Genomic DNA, 16,506 nt, shown 5'->3' on the forward strand with positions numbered 1-16,506 from the left:
CAGGGTCGCCTTTTTATTTACAGCAGCTCTCGCGCCGCTGACACAATATCATGCGCCGTCAGGCCATACTCCTTTTGCAGGAAGTCCTGCGTCCCCACTTGACCGTACCGCTCCTTCACGCCCACGCGACGCATCGGTACCGGACAGGTTTCCACCAGTACTTCGGCCACCGCGGAGCCCAGCCCGTTGTGAATACTGTGGTTTTCACAGGTGACAATTCGCCCGGTTTTCTCGGCGTAATTTTTCACCAACATGCGGTCGATAGGCTTCAAGGTAAACATATCAATCACCGCCGCGCTGACCCCTTCCAGCTCAAGCTGCCTGGCCGCCTCCAGCGCTTCTGCCACCATAATACCGTTGGCGATCAGGGTAATATCTTCGCCTTCGCGCAGCACATTGCCCTTGCCGATCGTAAACGTTGACCCCGGGGCATAAATGCTCGGAGCCTGCTTGCGGATAGTACGTACCCAATAAAACCCCTCAAGCTTCATTAACTGATGCAGCACATCGTCGAACATCACCGCATCGGTCACCTCCAGCACCACCGAGTGCGCCAGGCCACGAACGATCCCCATATCTTCAAACGACATATGGGTGCCGCCGTTATGGCAGGCCGTAACGCCGGCGTCGGAGGCGATGACCTTGACGTTATTCCGCTGATAATCCAGCGACATAAACAGCTGGTCAAAGCAGCGACGGCTGGCAAAGGCGGTAAAGGTATGAACAAACGGTTTGCGTCCGGTCAACGACAGCCCGGCAGCGGTGCCAATCACGTTGGCCTCCATAATGCCGCAGTTGATAACGTGCTGCGGGTGTTCCCGCGCGACACCGTCCATCGCCATGGAACTCATCAGGTCCGCTTCCAGAGCGATAATAGGGCTACCGGCGTCAATCTGCTGCGCGACGAATCCGGCGTAGACTTTACGCATCTCTACGGCATCTTTTTGTCCTGCAGGTGCAACCTTAATCATGTTCGGCCTCCAGCTGGCGAATGGTCTCGTTTAGCGTCTCTGTCATCTCACCCGTCAGGCGCAAATGATGGTTATTGCCCAGTTGCTCGAGATACGGTACCCCCTGGCCCTTGATGCTGTCGAGGATCACCACCCGCGGCAGCGCATCAGCCGGAGGCACCGGTTGTACCGCTGCCAGCAGGCCGGGGATGTCATCACCTTTGACGGTAACGACGTCAAAACCAAAGGCACGGAACTTATCTTCCAGATTGAAAGCTCGAATAATCTCGTCCAGCTTGCCGTCGAGCTGTAGCTTGTTCCAGTCAACAAACACGGTCAGGTTATTCAGACGATGATGGGCAATAAACTGGAACGCCTCCCAGCACTGCCCCTCATTCAGCTCACCATCGCCGACGATGCAAAATACACGATTCGGCCGTCCCGCCAGCTTATGCGACAACGCCATGCCACCGGCGATAGAAATCCCCTGCCCCAGCGAGCCTGTGGTGGCATCCACGCCGCGCGTTTTCAGACGGTCCGGATGGCTGGGCAGTCGCGTGCCATTCTGGTTAAGCGTGCTGAGCTCTTCCGTCGGGAAATAACCTTTGATTGCTAACGTACTGTACAGCGCTGGGCCGGCATGGCCTTTCGACAGTACAAAGTAGTCACGCTCCGGCCAGTCCGGATCGGCGGGGTCGATTTTCATCACCGCGCCATACAGCACCGCCAGCGTTTCCACCACCGACATGCTGCCGCCATAGTGGCCAAATCCAAGATCGGTCAGCGATTTAAGGGTGGCGACACGGATCTCGCGCGCCAGTCTGGTCACTTCTTTCACATTCATGATTTAGCTCCACTGTTTTCCTGCGCGCCGCCGCCCACAGATTTCTTTTTGGCAAAAATGTTGTACGCAACCAGCAGAGCGAACAACGCGACAACCAGACCGGTGATGGCAAACGGCGACAGATAGCGCGCCAGGTTGCCGAGTACGATGCCGACCGCGCCAAAATCGGCGTCAGAGAAGGTGGTATTGGCAAAACCAATGGCCCCCAGTACCGGCAGCAGCAGCACCGGCAGGAAGGTGATCAGCAGGCCGTTGGCAAACGCGCCGATCATCGCTCCGCGCCGCCCGCCGGTGGCGTTGCCAAACACGCCAGCGGTAGCGCCGGTAAAGAAGTGTGGCACCACGCCAGGCAGAATCAGCACCCACTTGAACTGCCCGCAGAGGAACAGCCCCACCAGACCGCCGAGGAAGCTAAACAGGAAACCGATCAGTACCGCATTGGGCGCATACGGATACACCACCGGGCAGTCCAGCGCAGGACGGGCGTTCGGCACCAGCTTTTCTGAGAAGCCGGTAAACGCCGGTACGATTTCCGCGAGGATCAGACGCACCCCTTGCAGGATGATAAACACTCCAGCAGCGAAGGTAATCGCCATGATGATGGCGTACACCAGGTAGTTCTGGCCGCCGCTGAAGGTACTTTCGACATACTCGCGCCCGGCACTCACGGCCATGATCAGGTAGATAATCATCATGGTCAGAGAGATGGAGATTGAACTGTCGCGCAGGAAGCTTAAATTCTTCGGCAGATTCATCTCTTCGGTGGAGCGGGAACCCTTACCGCAGACGCTACCAATCCAGCCCGACAGCACATAGCCCAGGGTGCCAAAGTGGCCGAAGGCAATATCATCAGTGCCGGTAATACGCTTCATATAGCGCTGCGCCAGCGCCGGGAAAAACGCCATCACCAGCCCGAGGATCAACGATCCGGTAAACACCAGGCCGACACCTTCGAAGCCTGCCACGGTGAGAATCACGCCGATCATACAGGCCATATAGAAGGTATGGTGCCCGGTCAGGAAGATATACTTCAGGCGCGTAAAGCGGGCGACAATAATATTGGCGACCATGCCAAAAGCCATGATCAGTGCGGTCGAGGCGCCGTATTTTTCAAGCGCGATAGAAACTATCGCTTCATTATTTGGAATAATCCCCTGGATATTAAAGGCATGTTCAAACATGCCGCCAAGCGGATTAAGCGAGCCCACTAATACCGTCGCCCCGCCGCCTAAAACAATAAACCCCAGTATTGTTTTAATGGTTCCTTTTACGACATCAGAGAATGATTTCTTTTGTGCCACCAGGCCAATCAGGGCAATTAACCCCACCAGTACCGAGGGCACTTTCAAAATATCAACAACGAAATTCAGCGTTTCAAGAATAAACATATCCGCCTCGCTATATACCCGTCATTCGGCAAGTTGCAGCAACGTAAATGAATGAGGGTAAAAATAGTTATTGTTTGGCGAACCACGCGCGCAGCTGCGCTTCGAGTTCATTGATGTCGATGATATTGGTTATCACCACCAGCTGGCTTTCCGGCACGCTGGCGCTGGCGGCGATGTCTTTGGCCATCACAAATAAATCTGCCGCACCCGGCGTTGCCGATGAGAGATCCGAGTGCTCCACCTCGGCCTCTATTTCGAGTTTTTTAAGCACTTTTTTAATATTCATCTCAACCATAAAACTACTGCCCAGGCCAGAACCGCAAATTGCCATAATTTTCATTGTTAGCACCTTTTTTTGGGTAGAGTACGTCCGCATCACGCCGGCGCGTAATGTGTTAGCAGTCGGATAATAAAATACAGTCAGAAGCGCGCGATGATGGTTTTAATCTCCTCCAGAGTTTTCGCTTGATGTAATTGTTGCATATCGTGGTCGCTGGAAAATAGTTCAGCTAGCGCCGAGATCATCTCAATATGACTATGCTTATCGGGAGCCGCCAGCATAATAATAATATCGACCGGGTCGAATTCATCTGAACCAAACGACACCCCGCGCTCCAGTTTCAACAATGATAAACCTAACCCTCTTGCTCCCTCTTCCGGCCGCGCATGCGGCATCGCCAGTCCGGGCGCCAGCACGTAATACGGCCCCAGCTTGTCGTGCTGTTGCATAATCGCGGTGACGTACTCGGGCACAATAACGCCCGCGTCGAGTAGCGGTCTGGCGCAAATTTCAAGCGCCTGTGGCCACTCGTCTACACGCTGCTGGAGCGTAATGGTGGAATCAAAGAGCCATGTGCTGAGCATTTTATCTCCCGTCTTTTCGCAAAAGATGTGCAAACTTTATTCAAGCGCTCAACGGTTAGCTGCGACAAAGATCACAAAGATAGCGCTACCAACAGATAACATTCAAATTTGTGATAGCGCTATCAATTCGTCATCATCAGATGAAAACGCAGCAAAAGTACGGATTTAAGGCGTATACTTCCTGAGACCTAAAACGATAGATATCAATAAAAAGCGACTGTTCAGCAGGAATGTGTATGTCTCTAACCCGAAAACGGCGTAGTACCGGTAAAGTGACGATCGCCGATGTTGCTCAGCTTGCTGGCGTGGGCACGATGACCGTCTCGCGAGCGCTACGCACGCCGGAGCAGGTTTCTGATAAGCTTCGTGAAAAAATCGAGGCTGCGGTACAGGAACTGGGATATATGCCCAATCTGGCCGCCAGCGCACTGGCATCCGCCTCATCAAAAACCATCGCGATGGTGGTACCTAATCTTGCCGAAGCGGGCTGTTCCGCAATGTTTGCCGGGCTTCAGCAGATGTTGCAACCCGCGGGTTATCAAATCATGCTTGCGGAGTCTCAACATCGTGTTGAGCAGGAAGAGAAGCTGCTGGAAACCTTGCTGGCCTCTAACATTGCGGCCGCCATTCTCCTGAGCGTTGAGCATAGTGATACCGTACGCCAGTGGTTAAACAACGCCTCGATACCGGTCATGGAAATGGGTGCGATGCGCGCCGATCCGATCGATATGAATATCGGCATTGATAACGCGGCCGCGATGTTCGAGTTAACCGAGATGCTGATCCTACGCGGCTATCAGAATATCGGCCTGCTGTGCGCCAATCAGGAACAGTGGATTTTTCAGCAGCACCTGCAGGGATGGTACAAAGCGATGCTGCGCCACCACATGTCACCGAATCGGGTGATTAATGCGGCGCTTCCCCCGAGCTTTTCTACCGGGGCGTCGCAGCTGCCGGAGTTTTTGCTGGCATGGCCGGAGCTGGATGCGTTGGTCTGCGTTTCTGATGAACTGGCATGCGGCGCGCTGTATGAATGCCAGCGGCGACGTATCAAAGTTCCTGACGATTTAGCGGTTGTCGGTTTTGGCGATAGCGACGTCAGCCGGGTGTGCCAGCCGCCGCTCACCACAATGGCCGTACCGCATCACAAGATAGGTATTGAAGCAGGACGCGCGCTGCTGGAGCGCCTGAATGAAGGCAACTGGAGCGGTAGAAAACCTATCGTCTCCAGTTTATGCCTGCGGGATAGCTGTTAGGCCGTTACTCGGCCTCTTCCGGCTTTTCTGATTTTGCTGATTCATTGCTGGCGTTGCGGGTCATCCACAGCGCCAGCGCTTTTAACGAATCCGGGGTGAATTCGTCGCAGCGGGCGGTGATCTCTTCAGGCGTCAACCAGCACACTTCGCTGACTTCCTCTTCCTGCAGGGCGAACGGGCCGTGTGACACGCAGCTGAACAGGCTTCCCCAGACGCGACAGTGCTTATCTTCGTAATAGAACTGACCGTGATCGGCGAAAGGTACGCCGGCAATGCCCAGCTCCTCTTCCGCTTCGCGGCGGGCTGACTCCAGCAGTTGTTCATCGGCCTGGACCACACCACCGGCGGTGGCATCCAGCATCCCCGGCTGGAAATCTTTGGTCTCGGTGCGGCGCTGCACCAGAATTTTGCCCATTCCGTCATGAACGACAATATAGGTCGCACGATGACGCAGGCACTGCGCGCGCATTTGCTCGCGGCTGGATTGCGCTATCACCTCATTGTTTTCATTGACAATATCTACCCATTCTGTGCTTGCCAAATCGTTCTGTTCCGCCATCAGGAAACCTTACTTATGAAAGCGCTCTCGCGGCGCGTCTTTACGGTTGGGGGTAAATTACGGGTTAATTGCAACCTCTGCAATAACCTGATGATCATCGAGTGCTAAAACCTGCAGTTTATCCCCATCGAGGAGACCGTAGCTGGCGGAGAATCCCCCTTTGGGGATGCTGACCGAGCCGGGATTGAAGAGAAAAACATCGCCGCGCTTCTCGGCTACCGGAATATGAGTATGACCATAAACCAGGACATCGCCAGCGGCGAGCGGGGGCATTTTTTCGGGGCTGTACAGATGCCCGTGGGTCAGAAATAGCCGGTTGCGTTCGCCCAACACCTGCTGCCACGGAGCGGTTATCGGGAACTCCAGCAGCATTTGATCGACTTCACTGTCGCAGTTACCGCGCACGGCGATCACCCGCGAAGCCACGCTGTTGAGTTTTATGGCGACCTCCGCAGGCGCATAGCCTGCGGGGAGCGCATTACGCGGCCCATGATTGAGCACATCGCCAAGAACGATCAGCCACTGCGCCCCACTTTGCGCGAACAGTTCCAGAACGCGTTCGGTAGCGGGCAGGGAACCATGAATATCCGAGGCAAACATCAGCTTCATTTCTTCCATCTCCACGCATTTTGATGCGCCTATGATAACGGAAGCGCCGCCGCTAATCAGCCGGCACGTTTAGCTGACAGTGCGACATAACGTTGAACCGACGCGCGCTGCCACTGAAACGTGGCGTAGTCCACCAGCGACTCCGGGACTTCATCACCGTTGAGCACCAGCCGGTTGAGCATCAACGCAAGATCCGTATCGGCAAGCGACCACTCACCAAACAGATTATTGCCACCGTGGGCCAGCAACGCACCGGCTGCGTCAAACAGCCGGGAGGCGCATTTCTGCCCGGCTTCGCTGAGCGGCGGCCGCCGTTCGCCGCCGAAGACGACCGCCGTCGAGCGCTCTTCACGGATCGGCATCAGGTCGCTGCGCAGCCAGGCCTGAACCTGACGCGCCCGGGCGCGCTTTTGCAGGTCGTGGGGATACAACCGCTCCCACTCCGGCGGAGCAAAACGTTCGTCGAGATATTCGGTAATGGCGGAAGATTCACTGAGGTAGAAATTGTCGACTTCCAGCAGCGGCACGCGACGGGTCGCGCTGTAGCCTTGCCAGCCCGGCTGATGATTCTCACCCTTTTCCAGGTCAACGGTTTTGAGGGTAAACGGCAGGCTTTTTTCCTGCAGAGCAACATAAACGGACATCACATACGGCGAGAAAAACTGGGAATCGGACCACAGGGTAATGACGGGCTGGCTCATGACATCCTCTACAAATTATGGGGCGATAAGCCAACATATCCTGTCTTTTGAAGGATGTCACTTACCGCACCATGAGGATTTTACATCATCTGAACCGTTAGCCAATTAGCACGGTTTTTGGCTCCAGATAGGCCTGCATTCCCCATTTCCCCATCTCGCGCCCGAGACCGGATTGCTTAAATCCGCCGAAGGGGGCCTGTGGTTCATGATCGAGTGTATTCACCAGCACGCGCCCGGATTCGATAGCCAGCGCCACTTCCTGACCACGTTGCCGGTCGCCGCTTAACACCAGGGCGCTCAGGCCATAGGTGGTATCGTTGGCCAGGGCAATGGCCTCGGCCTGATCCTGATACGGGATCAGCACCAGCACCGGGCCAAAAATTTCTTCCCGCGCAATCCGCATCTGGTTGTGCACATCGCTGAATACGGTTGGCTTGACGCACCAGCCCTTATCCATTCCCTGCGGCCGGCCTTCGCCGCCGGCTAATACTCGTGCGCCTTCCTGCTGCCCCAGACGAATATACTCCTGCACCCGTTGCCACTGCTTTCTGCTGACCATCGGGCCTATCGTGGTTTGCAGATCGCGCGGGTCGCCGGAAATATACGCCTTCATACCCTCCACGATGGCCTGTTCAAACTCCGCCAGACGCTGTTCAGGGACCAGAATACGCGTTCCGGCAATGCACGCCTGGCCGCTGTTCATAAACCCGGCCGCCAGAGCCAGAGGCACCGCCTGCTGCACATCGGCATCATCCAGGATCAACGTGGGGGATTTACCGCCGAGCTCCAGCGTCACGCGTTTCAGGGTTTGCGCGCCGCTGGCGATAATGTGTTTCCCGACGGCAGTGGAACCGGTGAAGGAGATCTTCGCAATATCGGGGTGATGGTTAATGATATCGCCGACCACCTCACCGCGGCCGGTGACGATATTCACGACGCCAGCGGGGATCTGGGCCGCATGCAGCGCTTCGGTAACGATTTGCGTTTGCCACGCGCTCATCTCACTGGGCTTAATCACCGCGGTACAACCGGCGGCCATCGCGGTCGCCAGCTTGTTACAGATAAACCCCGCATCACTGTTCCACGGAGTAATCAACCCCGCTACGCCTACCGGGGTCATCACGACCTGAGCACGTCCCACCTGCTCAACAAATTCAAAGTTTGTCAGAGTCTCCATCGCCAGCTTAATGGTTTGCGCCGGCCACTCCGCCATCCATTGTGCCCGCGACGCGGGTGCGCCGTATTCCGTAACAATCGCATCCAGTAAATCTGCTTCTCTCGCCCGAACCGCCTGATACATCCGCTCCAGAACCGCCAGACGCTGCTGTATTGTGGTCTTCGACCATGCGGGGAACGCCGCTTTTGCCGCGGCGATAGCCCGGCGCGCGTCTTCTTCATCCGCCAGACGTACCTGGCCAATCACCGCCTCCGTTGCGGGGTTGAATAGTGCAAAGGTTTCGCTACCGTGCGGAGTAACAAATTCACCGTTGATATAAATATTGTCAATGTGCAGCATGATGGTCGTCCTCAGGGAGTGTATGTCAGGCAGTATAGAGCCGGGGCATTAGCCCGATAAGAGGGTATAATCAACACAACCTGTCACGAAAATCGGGATAATCATGCATCGTAGCGGCCTGACTGAACTGGAAATCCTCCTTGCCGTCGCCCACCGACGTAGCTTTCGCGCTGCCGCCAGGGAACTCGGTATGTCGGCCACCGCCATCAGCAACGCCATCGCCGGCCTGGAGGCGCGGCTCAACGTCCGTCTGTTTAACCGCACCACCCGCAGCGTTGCCCTGACCGATGCCGGGCAACGCTATGTTGAACGGGTCGCCCCGGCGCTGGCGGAGATCCAACGGGCCTCGGAGGAGATAGCTACCCAGGCGGAAATGCCCAGCGGAACATTGCGCATCAATGCGCCGCGTGAAAGCAGCGTACTGCTGTTTGATATCTTCGATACGTTCCTTAAACGCTATCCGCAAATGCGCCTGGATATCACGACCGAGTCGCGGCTGATTGATATTGTCGCCGAAGGCTATGACGCCGGGATCCGCCTCGCGGAGTCCCTGCCGCAGGATATGATTGCCGTCCCTCTCACCCCCGACGTGCGCATGCTAATCGTCGGGACGCCGGATTATTTTGCCCATCATGGCACCCCACAAAGCCCGGAAGATCTGCAGTATCATCAGGGCATCGGAATGCGGATGTCCCACGGCGGACTGTACCACTGGGAGCTGGAACGGCATCAGCAAAAGATGACGGTGAACGTGCCGCCACGGATTATCCTCAGCGAAATGCGCGCCATCCACTGCGCGGCCCGCGCGGGCATCGGTCTGGCATTTATCTCTGACTGGTTTATTCAGGAGGATTTGGCCAGCGGCAGGCTTGTCAGCGCCATGGAAGAGTGGTGTCCGTCGTTTGGTGGGCTGCGCCTCTATTATCCCGGACGACGCCACGTCCCACCGGGGCTGAAGGCGTTTATCGCCCTGGTGCGCGAGATGCGGGAACGCCCCGGCGCCACGCGCACTATTTAATCTTAGCCGCTCCCGGATGTCGGCAGGTCGCCTATACTCGAAAAGCTTGCGACCACGATGGCGGGAGACACCATGATCGACCTCTACTACGCACCCACCCCCAACGGCCACAAAATTATGCTGTTTCTCGAAGAGACGCAGCTGGCCTACCGCCTGATTCGGGTGGATATCACGCGCGGCGAACAGTTTCGCCCGCAGTTTCTTACCCTGTCACCGAACAATAAAATTCCCGCCATTGTTGACCATGTTCCCGTTGACGGCGGCGCCCCGCTCGCCGTGTTTGAATCCGGGGCGATTTTGCTTTACCTGGCGGAGAAGTCAGGAAAACTGCTGAGCGGTGAACTCCGGGAGCGCTATACGACGCTGCAATGGTTATTCTGGCAGGTCAGCGGATTAGGCCCCATGCTGGGACAGAATCACCATTTTAACCACAGTGCGCCGCAGACGGTGCCCTATGCTATCGAACGTTATCAGGTGGAAACCCAACGCCTGTACACCGTGCTGAACCGCCGTCTGGAAGCCAGTCCGTGGCTCGGCGGCGAGCACTTCAGCATTGCCGATATCGCCTGCTGGCCGTGGATTAACGCCCACCAGCGCCAGCGGATCGATCTCACCCATTTCCCGGCGATACATAACTGGTTTGAGCGCATCCGCCAGCGTCCAGCCACCTTACAAACGATGATGAAAATTCAACACAGTTAACCCCCTGCTCGCGTGGCATGCTTTCATGTATGATTGCGGAAATTACAACACGGAGGAAGCCTGCAATGTCTCAGCCAGACGCTATTATTCGGATAAAGAACCTGCGCTTACGTACTTTTATCGGTATTAAAGAGGAAGAGATCGCTAACCGCCAGGACGTGGTTATTAACGTCGCGATTCACTACCCGGCAGAGCAGTCGCGCTGCAGTGAAGATATCAACGATGCGCTCAATTATCGCACTATCACCAAGCGCATCATCAGCCATATTGAGAATAACCGCTTCTCTCTGTTGGAAAAATTAACGCAGGATGTGCTCGATATCGCATGCGAACACCACTGGGTCACTTATGCTGAAGTAGAGATCGATAAACTTTACGCACTGCGCTATGCCGACTCCGTGTCCATGACCATGAGCTGGCGGCGCTAAGCTTCTTAGGGAGGCGCTATGAGGATTCTACTTACTGGCGGTACCGGCCTGATTGGCCGGCATCTGATCCCCCGGCTGCTGGAGCTTGGGCATCATGTAACGGTATCAACACGCAGCCCGGAAAAAGCGCAAGGCCGACTGGATGCCCGCGTCACCTTATGGCGCGGCTTCGAGGGCCATCACCACCTCAATGATATCGATGCCGTTATCAACCTGGCGGGCGAGCCTATCGCCGACAAACGCTGGTCGGCAGAGCAAAAACAGCGCCTGTGCCACAGCCGCTGGGATATCACTCAAAAACTAGTCAACCTGTTCAATGCCAGCGATACTCCACCATCGGTGCTGATTAGCGGTTCTGCCGTCGGTTATTACGGCGATCTCGGGGAAGTTGTCGTCACCGAAGAGGAACCGCCGCACCACGAATTCACGCACAAACTCTGCGCCCGTTGGGAGCTGCTGGCCTGCGAAGCGCAGAGCGATCGCACCCGCGTCTGCCTGCTGCGCACCGGCGTCGTGCTGGCGCCTAAAGGCGGGATCCTCGCCAAAATGTTACCGGCCTTCCGGCTTGGCCTCGGCGGCCCTATCGGCAATGGCAGGCAGTATATGGCATGGATCCATATTGACGATATGGTGAACGGTATTCTGTGGCTGCTGGATAACGATCTCAGCGGGCCATTTAATCTGGTTTCCCCCTATCCGGTGCGCAATGAGCGCTTCGCCCATGCCCTCGGCGAGGCGCTGAATCGCCCGGCCATTTTCCGCGTGCCGGCAACGGCGATTCGCCTGCTGATGGGAGAATCATCGGTGCTGGTGCTGGGCGGCCAGCGGGCGCTGCCGAAACGGCTGGAAGCCGCCGGATTTGGCTTCCGCTGGTACGATCTGGAAGAGGCACTAAAAGACATCCTTGGCTAAGCGCGCCGCCGGTTAACGCCAGGAGATCCCCCTATCTCCTGGCTCTTCACACTCGTCTTATCGCCCTGGCAAACCCGCCTGTGGAAGCCGTCTCGCAACGCTCTCATCTCCTGCTGCTACGCCCTTTTCCCCTGTGAAGCGCATTCCAGCTTCTTTTGCCGTTCTCTGTCATAACGTCCTGGTGTCTGTTTTTTCACCAAAACACTGTTGACACATGTCAACAGATCGTTCACTCTCTCAGGACTCGATGATGAAGGAACATCCGGATAAACACATCAGAGCAGCAATTGACTATGCGCGCGCACGGGGATGGATTTTTATTGCTGGCGGCAAGAGCGCGCACTGCTTTGGACGACTCAGGTGCGGTACGGCTGGTCATCGCGAACACATGATGAGCATCTGGTCTACCCCAGCCGTTCCCGGGCATCATGCCAGGCAAATCATCAGGATGGTCGACCGCTGCCGCTGAGCGTCGGCGCCCCGGTTTAACGATAAGGATCGCAAATAATGGCCCTCTACAACTTTACGCTAACCCTGTCAGGCGTTAACAGCCATACGCCAGGCCTTGAGGATGCACTGCATCGCGCAGGCTGTACTGATGCGCTGATCTGTTTTTATGGCACCGCAGTGTATCTGGAATTCGATCGCGAAAGCGGTTCCCTTGAACAGGCGATTCTGTCAGCGATCGATAACATCGAATCCGCATCAGCGCTGAATATCCGGGTCGAATCCGTTGACACTACGATGGTGGGCCTGAGCGACATCGCCGAACTCACCGGCCTTTCGCGCCAGGCCGTGGCTCTGCTGAAAGACGGCGCGCGAGGCTCCGGCAAATTCCCCGGTCCGGTACAGCGCATCACCGGCAACTCGCCGCTATGGCGCTGGAAAACCATTGTGAGCTGGCTGGTTGCCGAAGCCAGAGTCGCCGCAGACTCGCCGTTGGTCGAACACGCCGAGGTTCTCGACAGCCTGAATCTGGCGCTGCAGCTGCGATCCTCTCATCAAAGCGACACCGTGTTGCACTATTTTCACCAGATAGACAAACCGCTAACGACTTCACCGGCTGCGGGGTAACCCGCCGCAATCACCGGCATAAGATCATGTTATCCATGACTTTCTGGTGGTAAGGTGAGCGGACGTTCCTGCAAAATGGCCCGCTGATGATGACATTAACCACTCCGCGTTTGCTGCTCTCTCCGTTTACTGAAGCGGACTGGCCCTTTTTCCTGCGCCTGCGTCGCGACCCTGAAGTTATGCAGTTTATGGGCGAACTCCTTGATGAAGCCGCGCTGCGCAATCTATTTACTGCCCGCTGCGCCGACCCGGGGGTGTTTGTCCTGCGCGATCGCCAGCATCAGGCCATTGGCGATATCGGTCTGCGCATCAGCAGCAAAAACCCGTACGAAGCGGATGTCGGCTATGCCCTGCTGCCGGACGCTCAGGGTCAGGGGTATGCCAGCGAAGCGCTGCAGGCGATATGCGAATACGGGTTTCAGCAGCTAGGCATCAACGCCATCAATGCGTGGGTTCTCGGGGACAATATCGGCTCAGCAAGGCTGCTGGAAAAACATGGTTTTACGCGGATTCAGGTGCTGGAAAATGCCTACCACCTGAACGGGGTAGATTACGACGACTGGGTGTACCGGCGGGAGCGGCAAGACTCTCCCGGCGAGCGGCCTCACCGGGAGATAACGTAACACTTATTTCAGAGAACCTTTGAGGAACTGCTGTAAGCGCGGGCTTTTCGGGTTGCCGAACAGTTCGTCCGGGTTGCCTTCTTCTTCAATTTTGCCCTGATGCAGGAAAATGACGTGCGATGAGACATGGCGCGCAAAGCCCATTTCATGGGTCACCACCACCATGGTTTTGCCCTCTTCCGCCAGCTGCTGCATGATCCGCAGCACTTCCCCAACCAGTTCAGGATCGAGCGCTGACGTGGGTTCATCAAACAGCAGCACATCCGGCTCCATCGCCAGCGCGCGGGCAATCGACACGCGTTGCTGCTGACCACCGGAGAGATGCACCGGATATTTGGCTTGCTGACGTTCATCAATCCCGACTTTCGCCAGATATTTCACCGCCCGCTCACGCGCCTCCTGCTTGCTCAAGCCGAGCACCTGAATCGGCGCTTCCATGACGTTTTCCAGCACCGTCATGTGGCTCCACAGGTTGAAATGCTGGAACACCATCGTCAGGCGGGTGCGCAGTAAACGCAGCTGGTTTTTATCCGCGACCTTGAGCTGGCCGTCTTTGTCGCGAACCAGGCCAATATTCTGCCCGTTAACCACAATCGTGCCTTCACTAGGCTTTTCAAGAAAGTTAATGCAGCGCAAAAAGGTACTTTTACCGGAGCCTGATGAACCGATAATACTGATAACGTCCCCGGCTTTCGCCTTTAATGAAACGCCTTTCAGAACTTCATGCTCGCCGTAACGTTTATGCAGATCGATAACATTTAATTTATTGTCGGACATGGCGGTCTCAATGCGTCGAAGAAGGTTTGATATGCTGCAACCAGCGCTTTTCCGCTTTGCGGAACAGGCTAATCAGGACATACGAAATAATTAAATAGAGCACCGCGGCAATCCCGAAGGCGGTAAACGGCTGATAGGTCGCCGAGTTAATATCCCTGGCGATTTTCAGCAGATCCGGCACGGTGGCGGTAAACGCCAGCGCGGTGGAATGCAGCATCAGAATCACTTCATTGCTGTATGCGGGCAGCGCGATACGCAGCGCAGAGGGCAAAATAATGCAGCGATACAGTTTGACCGAAGAGAAACCGTACGCCCGCGCCGCTTCAATTTCCCCGGCAGGCACAGAGCGAATCGCCCCGGCGAAAATCTCCGTGGTATAAGCGCAGGTGTTCAGCGTCAACGCCAGCACCGTGCAGTTCAGGCCGCTGCGGAAAAACGCGTTCAGCAGCTCGGTACCTTTGACGATTTCCAGGGTATACATCCCGGAGTAAAACACCAGCAGCTGGACGTACAGCGGCGTGCCGCGGAATACGTAGGTAAAGAGCCAGATCGGAAATTGAATATATTTGTTGCTTGAGACACGACCGATAGCGAGAAATACCGCCAGAATGCCGCCTATCACCACCGAGGAAATAAGCAGCCACAAGGTAATCGCAACGCCGGTAAAACGGTAACCGTCGGTCCACAGCAGGGATTTCCAGTACTCCTGAATAATCTCAATCACAGGTCAGCCCTCTTCACGCCCACGGAGTAACGGCGTTCAAGCAGCAGCAGTACACCATTGGAAATCGTTGTAAATACCAGATACACCAGGCCGCAAACGATCGCAAAGTAGAACGGCTGCCAGGTGCTTTTTCCCGCCAGCTGCGTGGCTTTGACCACATCTTCCAGCCCCAGCAGAGACACCAGCGCCGTCGCCTTCAGGATAACCTGCCAGTTGTTGCCGATACCCGGCAACGCGTAGCGCATCATCGCCGGGAAAAGGATCCGCCGGAAGGTCTGCCCGCCGCTAAAGCCAAAGGCGGTTGCCGCTTCAATATGCCCTTTTGGCACGGCCAGGAATGCGCCCCTGAAGGTTTCAGTAAAATAGGCGCCGTAGATAAAGCCGAGGGTGATAATCCCCGCAATCATCGGGTCGATATCAAACTGAGACAAGCCCAGCGCATCGGTCAGGGTGTTCAGGGCAATCTGCAGCCCATAGAAAATCAACAGCATCAGGACCAGATCGGGCACCCCACGGATCAGCGTGGTGTAGCCTTCAAATACCAGTGCCAGTGGTCGATTGCTCGATAATTTTGCTCCGGCACCGGCCAGACCGATAAGGACCGCCAGCACAACTGAACTGAGCGCCAGTTCAAGCGTAACAATAGCGCCCTGAAAAATAACCTGTGAAAACCCGTACAGCATGCTGTCTGCCCTGTCTGTCATCATCCATCGCGCGCTTACGCACGCGCGATGGGGTACGCCTGATGGTTAGTCACCGTACACGTTAAAATCGAAGTATTTTTTCGCCAGCTTGTCGTAGGTTCCATCTTTGCGCATTTCCGCGAAGGCTTTATTCAGCGCTTCACGCAGCTCGTTGTCTTCTTTACGCAGGCCCATACCGGTGCCGACGCCGAACAACTTCTCGTCCTTAATAGATGGACCGCCAAACTGGTAATCTTTACCAATCGGTTGTTTGAGGAATCCTTCACTCGCGGCGACTTCGTCCTGGAATGCTGCATCGATACGACCAGCGGTCAGGTCAGAATAGATATTGTCCTGGCCCTGATAGGAAACAATTTCGATGCCTTTTGGTGCCCAGTGCTCGTTACCGTAGGTTTCCTGAGTCGTGCCCTGCAGCACGCCGATACGCTTGCCTTTCAGTTTGGCGAGGTCAGGTACGATATCGCTGCCCTTTTTCACTACCAGACGAGAATCCGCCGCGTAGAGTTTGTCGGTGAAGGCGATTTCCTGCTGACGTTTTTCGGTAATCGATAACGACGACATAATCGCATCGATTTTCTTGGCTTTTAAAGATGGGATCAGCGCATCCAGCGGGTTTTCAACGAAGGTACATTGCGTATTGATACGCTTACACAGCTCTTTGGCCAGATCGATGTCAAAACCAATCAATTCACCCTGCGCATTTTTCGATTCGAACGGGGCATAAGTGGGATCGGTGCCGATACGGACTTTTTGTGGAATGGCTGCAAATACCGTGGAAACGCTGGAAAGGGCCAGCGCCAAAGAAAGAGACAACGCCAGTTTTTTCATAACTATCCTCAACAGACTGTCATTCTAAC

At 55.7% G+C, this 16,506-nt stretch carries 21 protein-coding genes; 8 read left to right on the plus strand and 13 right to left on the minus strand.

The window, feature by feature from the left end; genetic code table 11:
- Window positions 1-17: 17 nt before the first annotated feature.
- From ACMYSO_RS07100 to ACMYSO_RS07120, 5 genes are all read right to left on the minus strand, one after another.
- The gene (locus ACMYSO_RS07100) at window positions 18-971 is read right to left on the minus strand and encodes a transketolase family protein (RefSeq protein WP_434669939.1); all 954 of its coding nucleotides are present in this window, start codon (window positions 969-971) and stop codon (window positions 18-20) included.
- Window positions 964-1,794, minus strand: coding sequence for a transketolase (locus ACMYSO_RS07105; RefSeq protein WP_434669940.1), 831 nt, complete (start codon window positions 1,792-1,794; stop codon window positions 964-966). The genes ACMYSO_RS07100 and ACMYSO_RS07105 overlap by 8 nt, the downstream gene beginning before the upstream one ends.
- Window positions 1,791-3,182: a PTS ascorbate transporter subunit IIC gene (locus ACMYSO_RS07110; protein WP_434583745.1), complete on the minus strand. Its 1,392-nt coding sequence runs from the start codon at window positions 3,180-3,182 to the stop codon at window positions 1,791-1,793. Before ACMYSO_RS07110 ends, ACMYSO_RS07105 begins: the two co-directional genes overlap by 4 nt.
- Window positions 3,183-3,249: 67 nt before the next feature.
- Window positions 3,250-3,522, minus strand: a complete 273-nt coding sequence (locus tag ACMYSO_RS07115; RefSeq protein ID WP_041146575.1) for a PTS sugar transporter subunit IIB — start codon at window positions 3,520-3,522, stop codon at window positions 3,250-3,252.
- Between the two features lie 80 nt (window positions 3,523-3,602).
- Window positions 3,603-4,046 (minus strand): PTS sugar transporter subunit IIA, encoded by a 444-nt coding sequence (locus ACMYSO_RS07120; protein ID WP_434669941.1) that lies wholly within the window; start codon window positions 4,044-4,046, stop codon window positions 3,603-3,605.
- Window positions 4,047-4,282: 236 nt separating this feature from the next.
- On the opposite strand from ACMYSO_RS07120, the gene ACMYSO_RS07125 reads away from it, so the two are divergent.
- Complete coding sequence (locus ACMYSO_RS07125; RefSeq protein ID WP_174507799.1) at window positions 4,283-5,302, plus strand: LacI family DNA-binding transcriptional regulator; 1,020 nt, start codon at window positions 4,283-4,285, stop codon at window positions 5,300-5,302.
- Between the two features lie 4 nt (window positions 5,303-5,306).
- Here the strand turns inward: ACMYSO_RS07125 and yfcD are convergent, their stop codons facing one another.
- The 4 genes from yfcD to ACMYSO_RS07145 all read right to left on the minus strand — a co-directional run bounded on the left by yfcD (window position 5,307) and on the right by ACMYSO_RS07145 (window position 8,687).
- Entirely contained in the window at window positions 5,307-5,861 is a 555-nt protein-coding gene (yfcD, locus tag ACMYSO_RS07130; RefSeq protein WP_434583742.1) for an NUDIX hydrolase YfcD, read from the minus strand.
- A 57-nt stretch (window positions 5,862-5,918) separates the two neighbouring features.
- Window positions 5,919-6,470, minus strand: coding sequence for a phosphodiesterase (yfcE, locus tag ACMYSO_RS07135; protein WP_434670763.1), 552 nt, complete (start codon window positions 6,468-6,470; stop codon window positions 5,919-5,921).
- A 56-nt stretch (window positions 6,471-6,526) separates the two neighbouring features.
- Complete coding sequence (gene yfcF, locus ACMYSO_RS07140) at window positions 6,527-7,171, minus strand: glutathione transferase (protein WP_434669943.1); 645 nt, start codon at window positions 7,169-7,171, stop codon at window positions 6,527-6,529.
- Window positions 7,172-7,268: 97 nt separating this feature from the next.
- The gene (locus ACMYSO_RS07145) at window positions 7,269-8,687 is read right to left on the minus strand and encodes an aldehyde dehydrogenase family protein (RefSeq protein WP_434669945.1); all 1,419 of its coding nucleotides are present in this window, start codon (window positions 8,685-8,687) and stop codon (window positions 7,269-7,271) included.
- A 103-nt stretch (window positions 8,688-8,790) separates the two neighbouring features.
- Here ACMYSO_RS07145 and ACMYSO_RS07150 point away from each other — a divergent pair, with 103 nt between their 5' ends.
- From ACMYSO_RS07150 to ACMYSO_RS07180, 7 genes are all read left to right on the plus strand, one after another.
- Entirely contained in the window at window positions 8,791-9,705 is a 915-nt protein-coding gene (locus tag ACMYSO_RS07150; protein WP_434669946.1) for a LysR family transcriptional regulator, read from the plus strand.
- A 72-nt stretch (window positions 9,706-9,777) separates the two neighbouring features.
- Window positions 9,778-10,407 (plus strand): GSH-dependent disulfide bond oxidoreductase, encoded by a 630-nt coding sequence (gene yfcG, locus ACMYSO_RS07155; RefSeq protein ID WP_434669947.1) that lies wholly within the window; start codon window positions 9,778-9,780, stop codon window positions 10,405-10,407.
- 65 nt (window positions 10,408-10,472) lie between these two features.
- Window positions 10,473-10,835, plus strand: coding sequence for a dihydroneopterin triphosphate 2'-epimerase (folX, locus tag ACMYSO_RS07160; RefSeq protein WP_154144196.1), 363 nt, complete (start codon window positions 10,473-10,475; stop codon window positions 10,833-10,835).
- Window positions 10,836-10,853: 18 nt separating this feature from the next.
- On the plus strand, window positions 10,854-11,747 hold the full coding sequence (locus ACMYSO_RS07165; RefSeq protein WP_434669948.1) for a TIGR01777 family oxidoreductase: 894 nt from the start codon (window positions 10,854-10,856) through the stop codon (window positions 11,745-11,747).
- Window positions 11,748-11,997: 250 nt separating this feature from the next.
- The gene (locus ACMYSO_RS07170; RefSeq protein ID WP_434670764.1) at window positions 11,998-12,216 is read left to right on the plus strand and encodes a hypothetical protein; all 219 of its coding nucleotides are present in this window, start codon (window positions 11,998-12,000) and stop codon (window positions 12,214-12,216) included.
- A gap of 38 nt (window positions 12,217-12,254) precedes the next feature.
- On the plus strand, window positions 12,255-12,821 hold the full coding sequence (locus ACMYSO_RS07175) for a helix-turn-helix transcriptional regulator (protein WP_434669949.1): 567 nt from the start codon (window positions 12,255-12,257) through the stop codon (window positions 12,819-12,821).
- Window positions 12,822-12,907: 86 nt separating this feature from the next.
- Entirely contained in the window at window positions 12,908-13,444 is a 537-nt protein-coding gene (locus ACMYSO_RS07180) for a GNAT family N-acetyltransferase (RefSeq protein WP_434669950.1), read from the plus strand.
- 3 nt (window positions 13,445-13,447) lie between these two features.
- Here ACMYSO_RS07180 and hisP read toward each other — a convergent pair whose 3' ends face one another.
- The 4 genes from hisP to hisJ form a co-directional block, all read right to left on the minus strand.
- Window positions 13,448-14,221 (minus strand): histidine ABC transporter ATP-binding protein HisP, encoded by a 774-nt coding sequence (hisP, locus tag ACMYSO_RS07185; RefSeq protein WP_123755256.1) that lies wholly within the window; start codon window positions 14,219-14,221, stop codon window positions 13,448-13,450.
- 7 nt (window positions 14,222-14,228) lie between these two features.
- On the minus strand, window positions 14,229-14,945 hold the full coding sequence (locus ACMYSO_RS07190) for an ABC transporter permease (RefSeq protein WP_434669951.1): 717 nt from the start codon (window positions 14,943-14,945) through the stop codon (window positions 14,229-14,231).
- Entirely contained in the window at window positions 14,942-15,628 is a 687-nt protein-coding gene (locus tag ACMYSO_RS07195; protein WP_123755258.1) for a histidine ABC transporter permease HisQ, read from the minus strand. The genes ACMYSO_RS07190 and ACMYSO_RS07195 overlap by 4 nt, the downstream gene beginning before the upstream one ends.
- 66 nt (window positions 15,629-15,694) lie before the next feature.
- Complete coding sequence (hisJ, locus tag ACMYSO_RS07200) at window positions 15,695-16,477, minus strand: histidine ABC transporter substrate-binding protein HisJ (protein ID WP_123755259.1); 783 nt, start codon at window positions 16,475-16,477, stop codon at window positions 15,695-15,697.
- Window positions 16,478-16,506: the final 29 nt, after the last annotated feature.

The sequence above is a fragment of the Klebsiella sp. B345 genome (assembly GCF_051131735.1).
Lineage (GTDB): Bacteria > Pseudomonadota > Gammaproteobacteria > Enterobacterales > Enterobacteriaceae > Klebsiella.

What these genes read in the sequence shown, in the direction of transcription:
- ACMYSO_RS07165 (WP_434669948.1), top strand. Translation starts at nt 10,854, where the DNA reads ATGAGGATTCTACTTACTGGCGGTACCGGCCTGATTGGCCGGCATCTG.
- ACMYSO_RS07145 (WP_434669945.1), bottom strand. Translation starts at nt 8,687, where the DNA reads ATGCTGCACATTGACAATATTTATATCAACGGTGAATTTGTTACTCCG.
- ACMYSO_RS07195 (WP_123755258.1), bottom strand. Translation starts at nt 15,628, where the DNA reads ATGCTGTACGGGTTTTCACAGGTTATTTTTCAGGGCGCTATTGTTACG.
- ACMYSO_RS07180 (WP_434669950.1), top strand. Translation starts at nt 12,908, where the DNA reads ATGATGACATTAACCACTCCGCGTTTGCTGCTCTCTCCGTTTACTGAA.
- ACMYSO_RS07175 (WP_434669949.1), top strand. Translation starts at nt 12,255, where the DNA reads ATGGCCCTCTACAACTTTACGCTAACCCTGTCAGGCGTTAACAGCCAT.
- hisP (WP_123755256.1), bottom strand. Translation starts at nt 14,221, where the DNA reads ATGTCCGACAATAAATTAAATGTTATCGATCTGCATAAACGTTACGGC.
- yfcD (WP_434583742.1), bottom strand. Translation starts at nt 5,861, where the DNA reads ATGGCGGAACAGAACGATTTGGCAAGCACAGAATGGGTAGATATTGTC.
- ACMYSO_RS07100 (WP_434669939.1), bottom strand. Translation starts at nt 971, where the DNA reads ATGATTAAGGTTGCACCTGCAGGACAAAAAGATGCCGTAGAGATGCGT.
- yfcF (WP_434669943.1), bottom strand. Translation starts at nt 7,171, where the DNA reads ATGAGCCAGCCCGTCATTACCCTGTGGTCCGATTCCCAGTTTTTCTCG.
- yfcG (WP_434669947.1), top strand. Translation starts at nt 9,778, where the DNA reads ATGATCGACCTCTACTACGCACCCACCCCCAACGGCCACAAAATTATG.
- ACMYSO_RS07125 (WP_174507799.1), top strand. Translation starts at nt 4,283, where the DNA reads ATGTCTCTAACCCGAAAACGGCGTAGTACCGGTAAAGTGACGATCGCC.
- ACMYSO_RS07120 (WP_434669941.1), bottom strand. Translation starts at nt 4,046, where the DNA reads ATGCTCAGCACATGGCTCTTTGATTCCACCATTACGCTCCAGCAGCGT.
- ACMYSO_RS07150 (WP_434669946.1), top strand. Translation starts at nt 8,791, where the DNA reads ATGCATCGTAGCGGCCTGACTGAACTGGAAATCCTCCTTGCCGTCGCC.
- ACMYSO_RS07115 (WP_041146575.1), bottom strand. Translation starts at nt 3,522, where the DNA reads ATGAAAATTATGGCAATTTGCGGTTCTGGCCTGGGCAGTAGTTTTATG.
- ACMYSO_RS07110 (WP_434583745.1), bottom strand. Translation starts at nt 3,182, where the DNA reads ATGTTTATTCTTGAAACGCTGAATTTCGTTGTTGATATTTTGAAAGTG.
- hisJ (WP_123755259.1), bottom strand. Translation starts at nt 16,477, where the DNA reads ATGAAAAAACTGGCGTTGTCTCTTTCTTTGGCGCTGGCCCTTTCCAGC.
- ACMYSO_RS07105 (WP_434669940.1), bottom strand. Translation starts at nt 1,794, where the DNA reads ATGAATGTGAAAGAAGTGACCAGACTGGCGCGCGAGATCCGTGTCGCC.
- ACMYSO_RS07170 (WP_434670764.1), top strand. Translation starts at nt 11,998, where the DNA reads ATGAAGGAACATCCGGATAAACACATCAGAGCAGCAATTGACTATGCG.
- yfcE (WP_434670763.1), bottom strand. Translation starts at nt 6,470, where the DNA reads ATGAAGCTGATGTTTGCCTCGGATATTCATGGTTCCCTGCCCGCTACC.
- folX (WP_154144196.1), top strand. Translation starts at nt 10,473, where the DNA reads ATGTCTCAGCCAGACGCTATTATTCGGATAAAGAACCTGCGCTTACGT.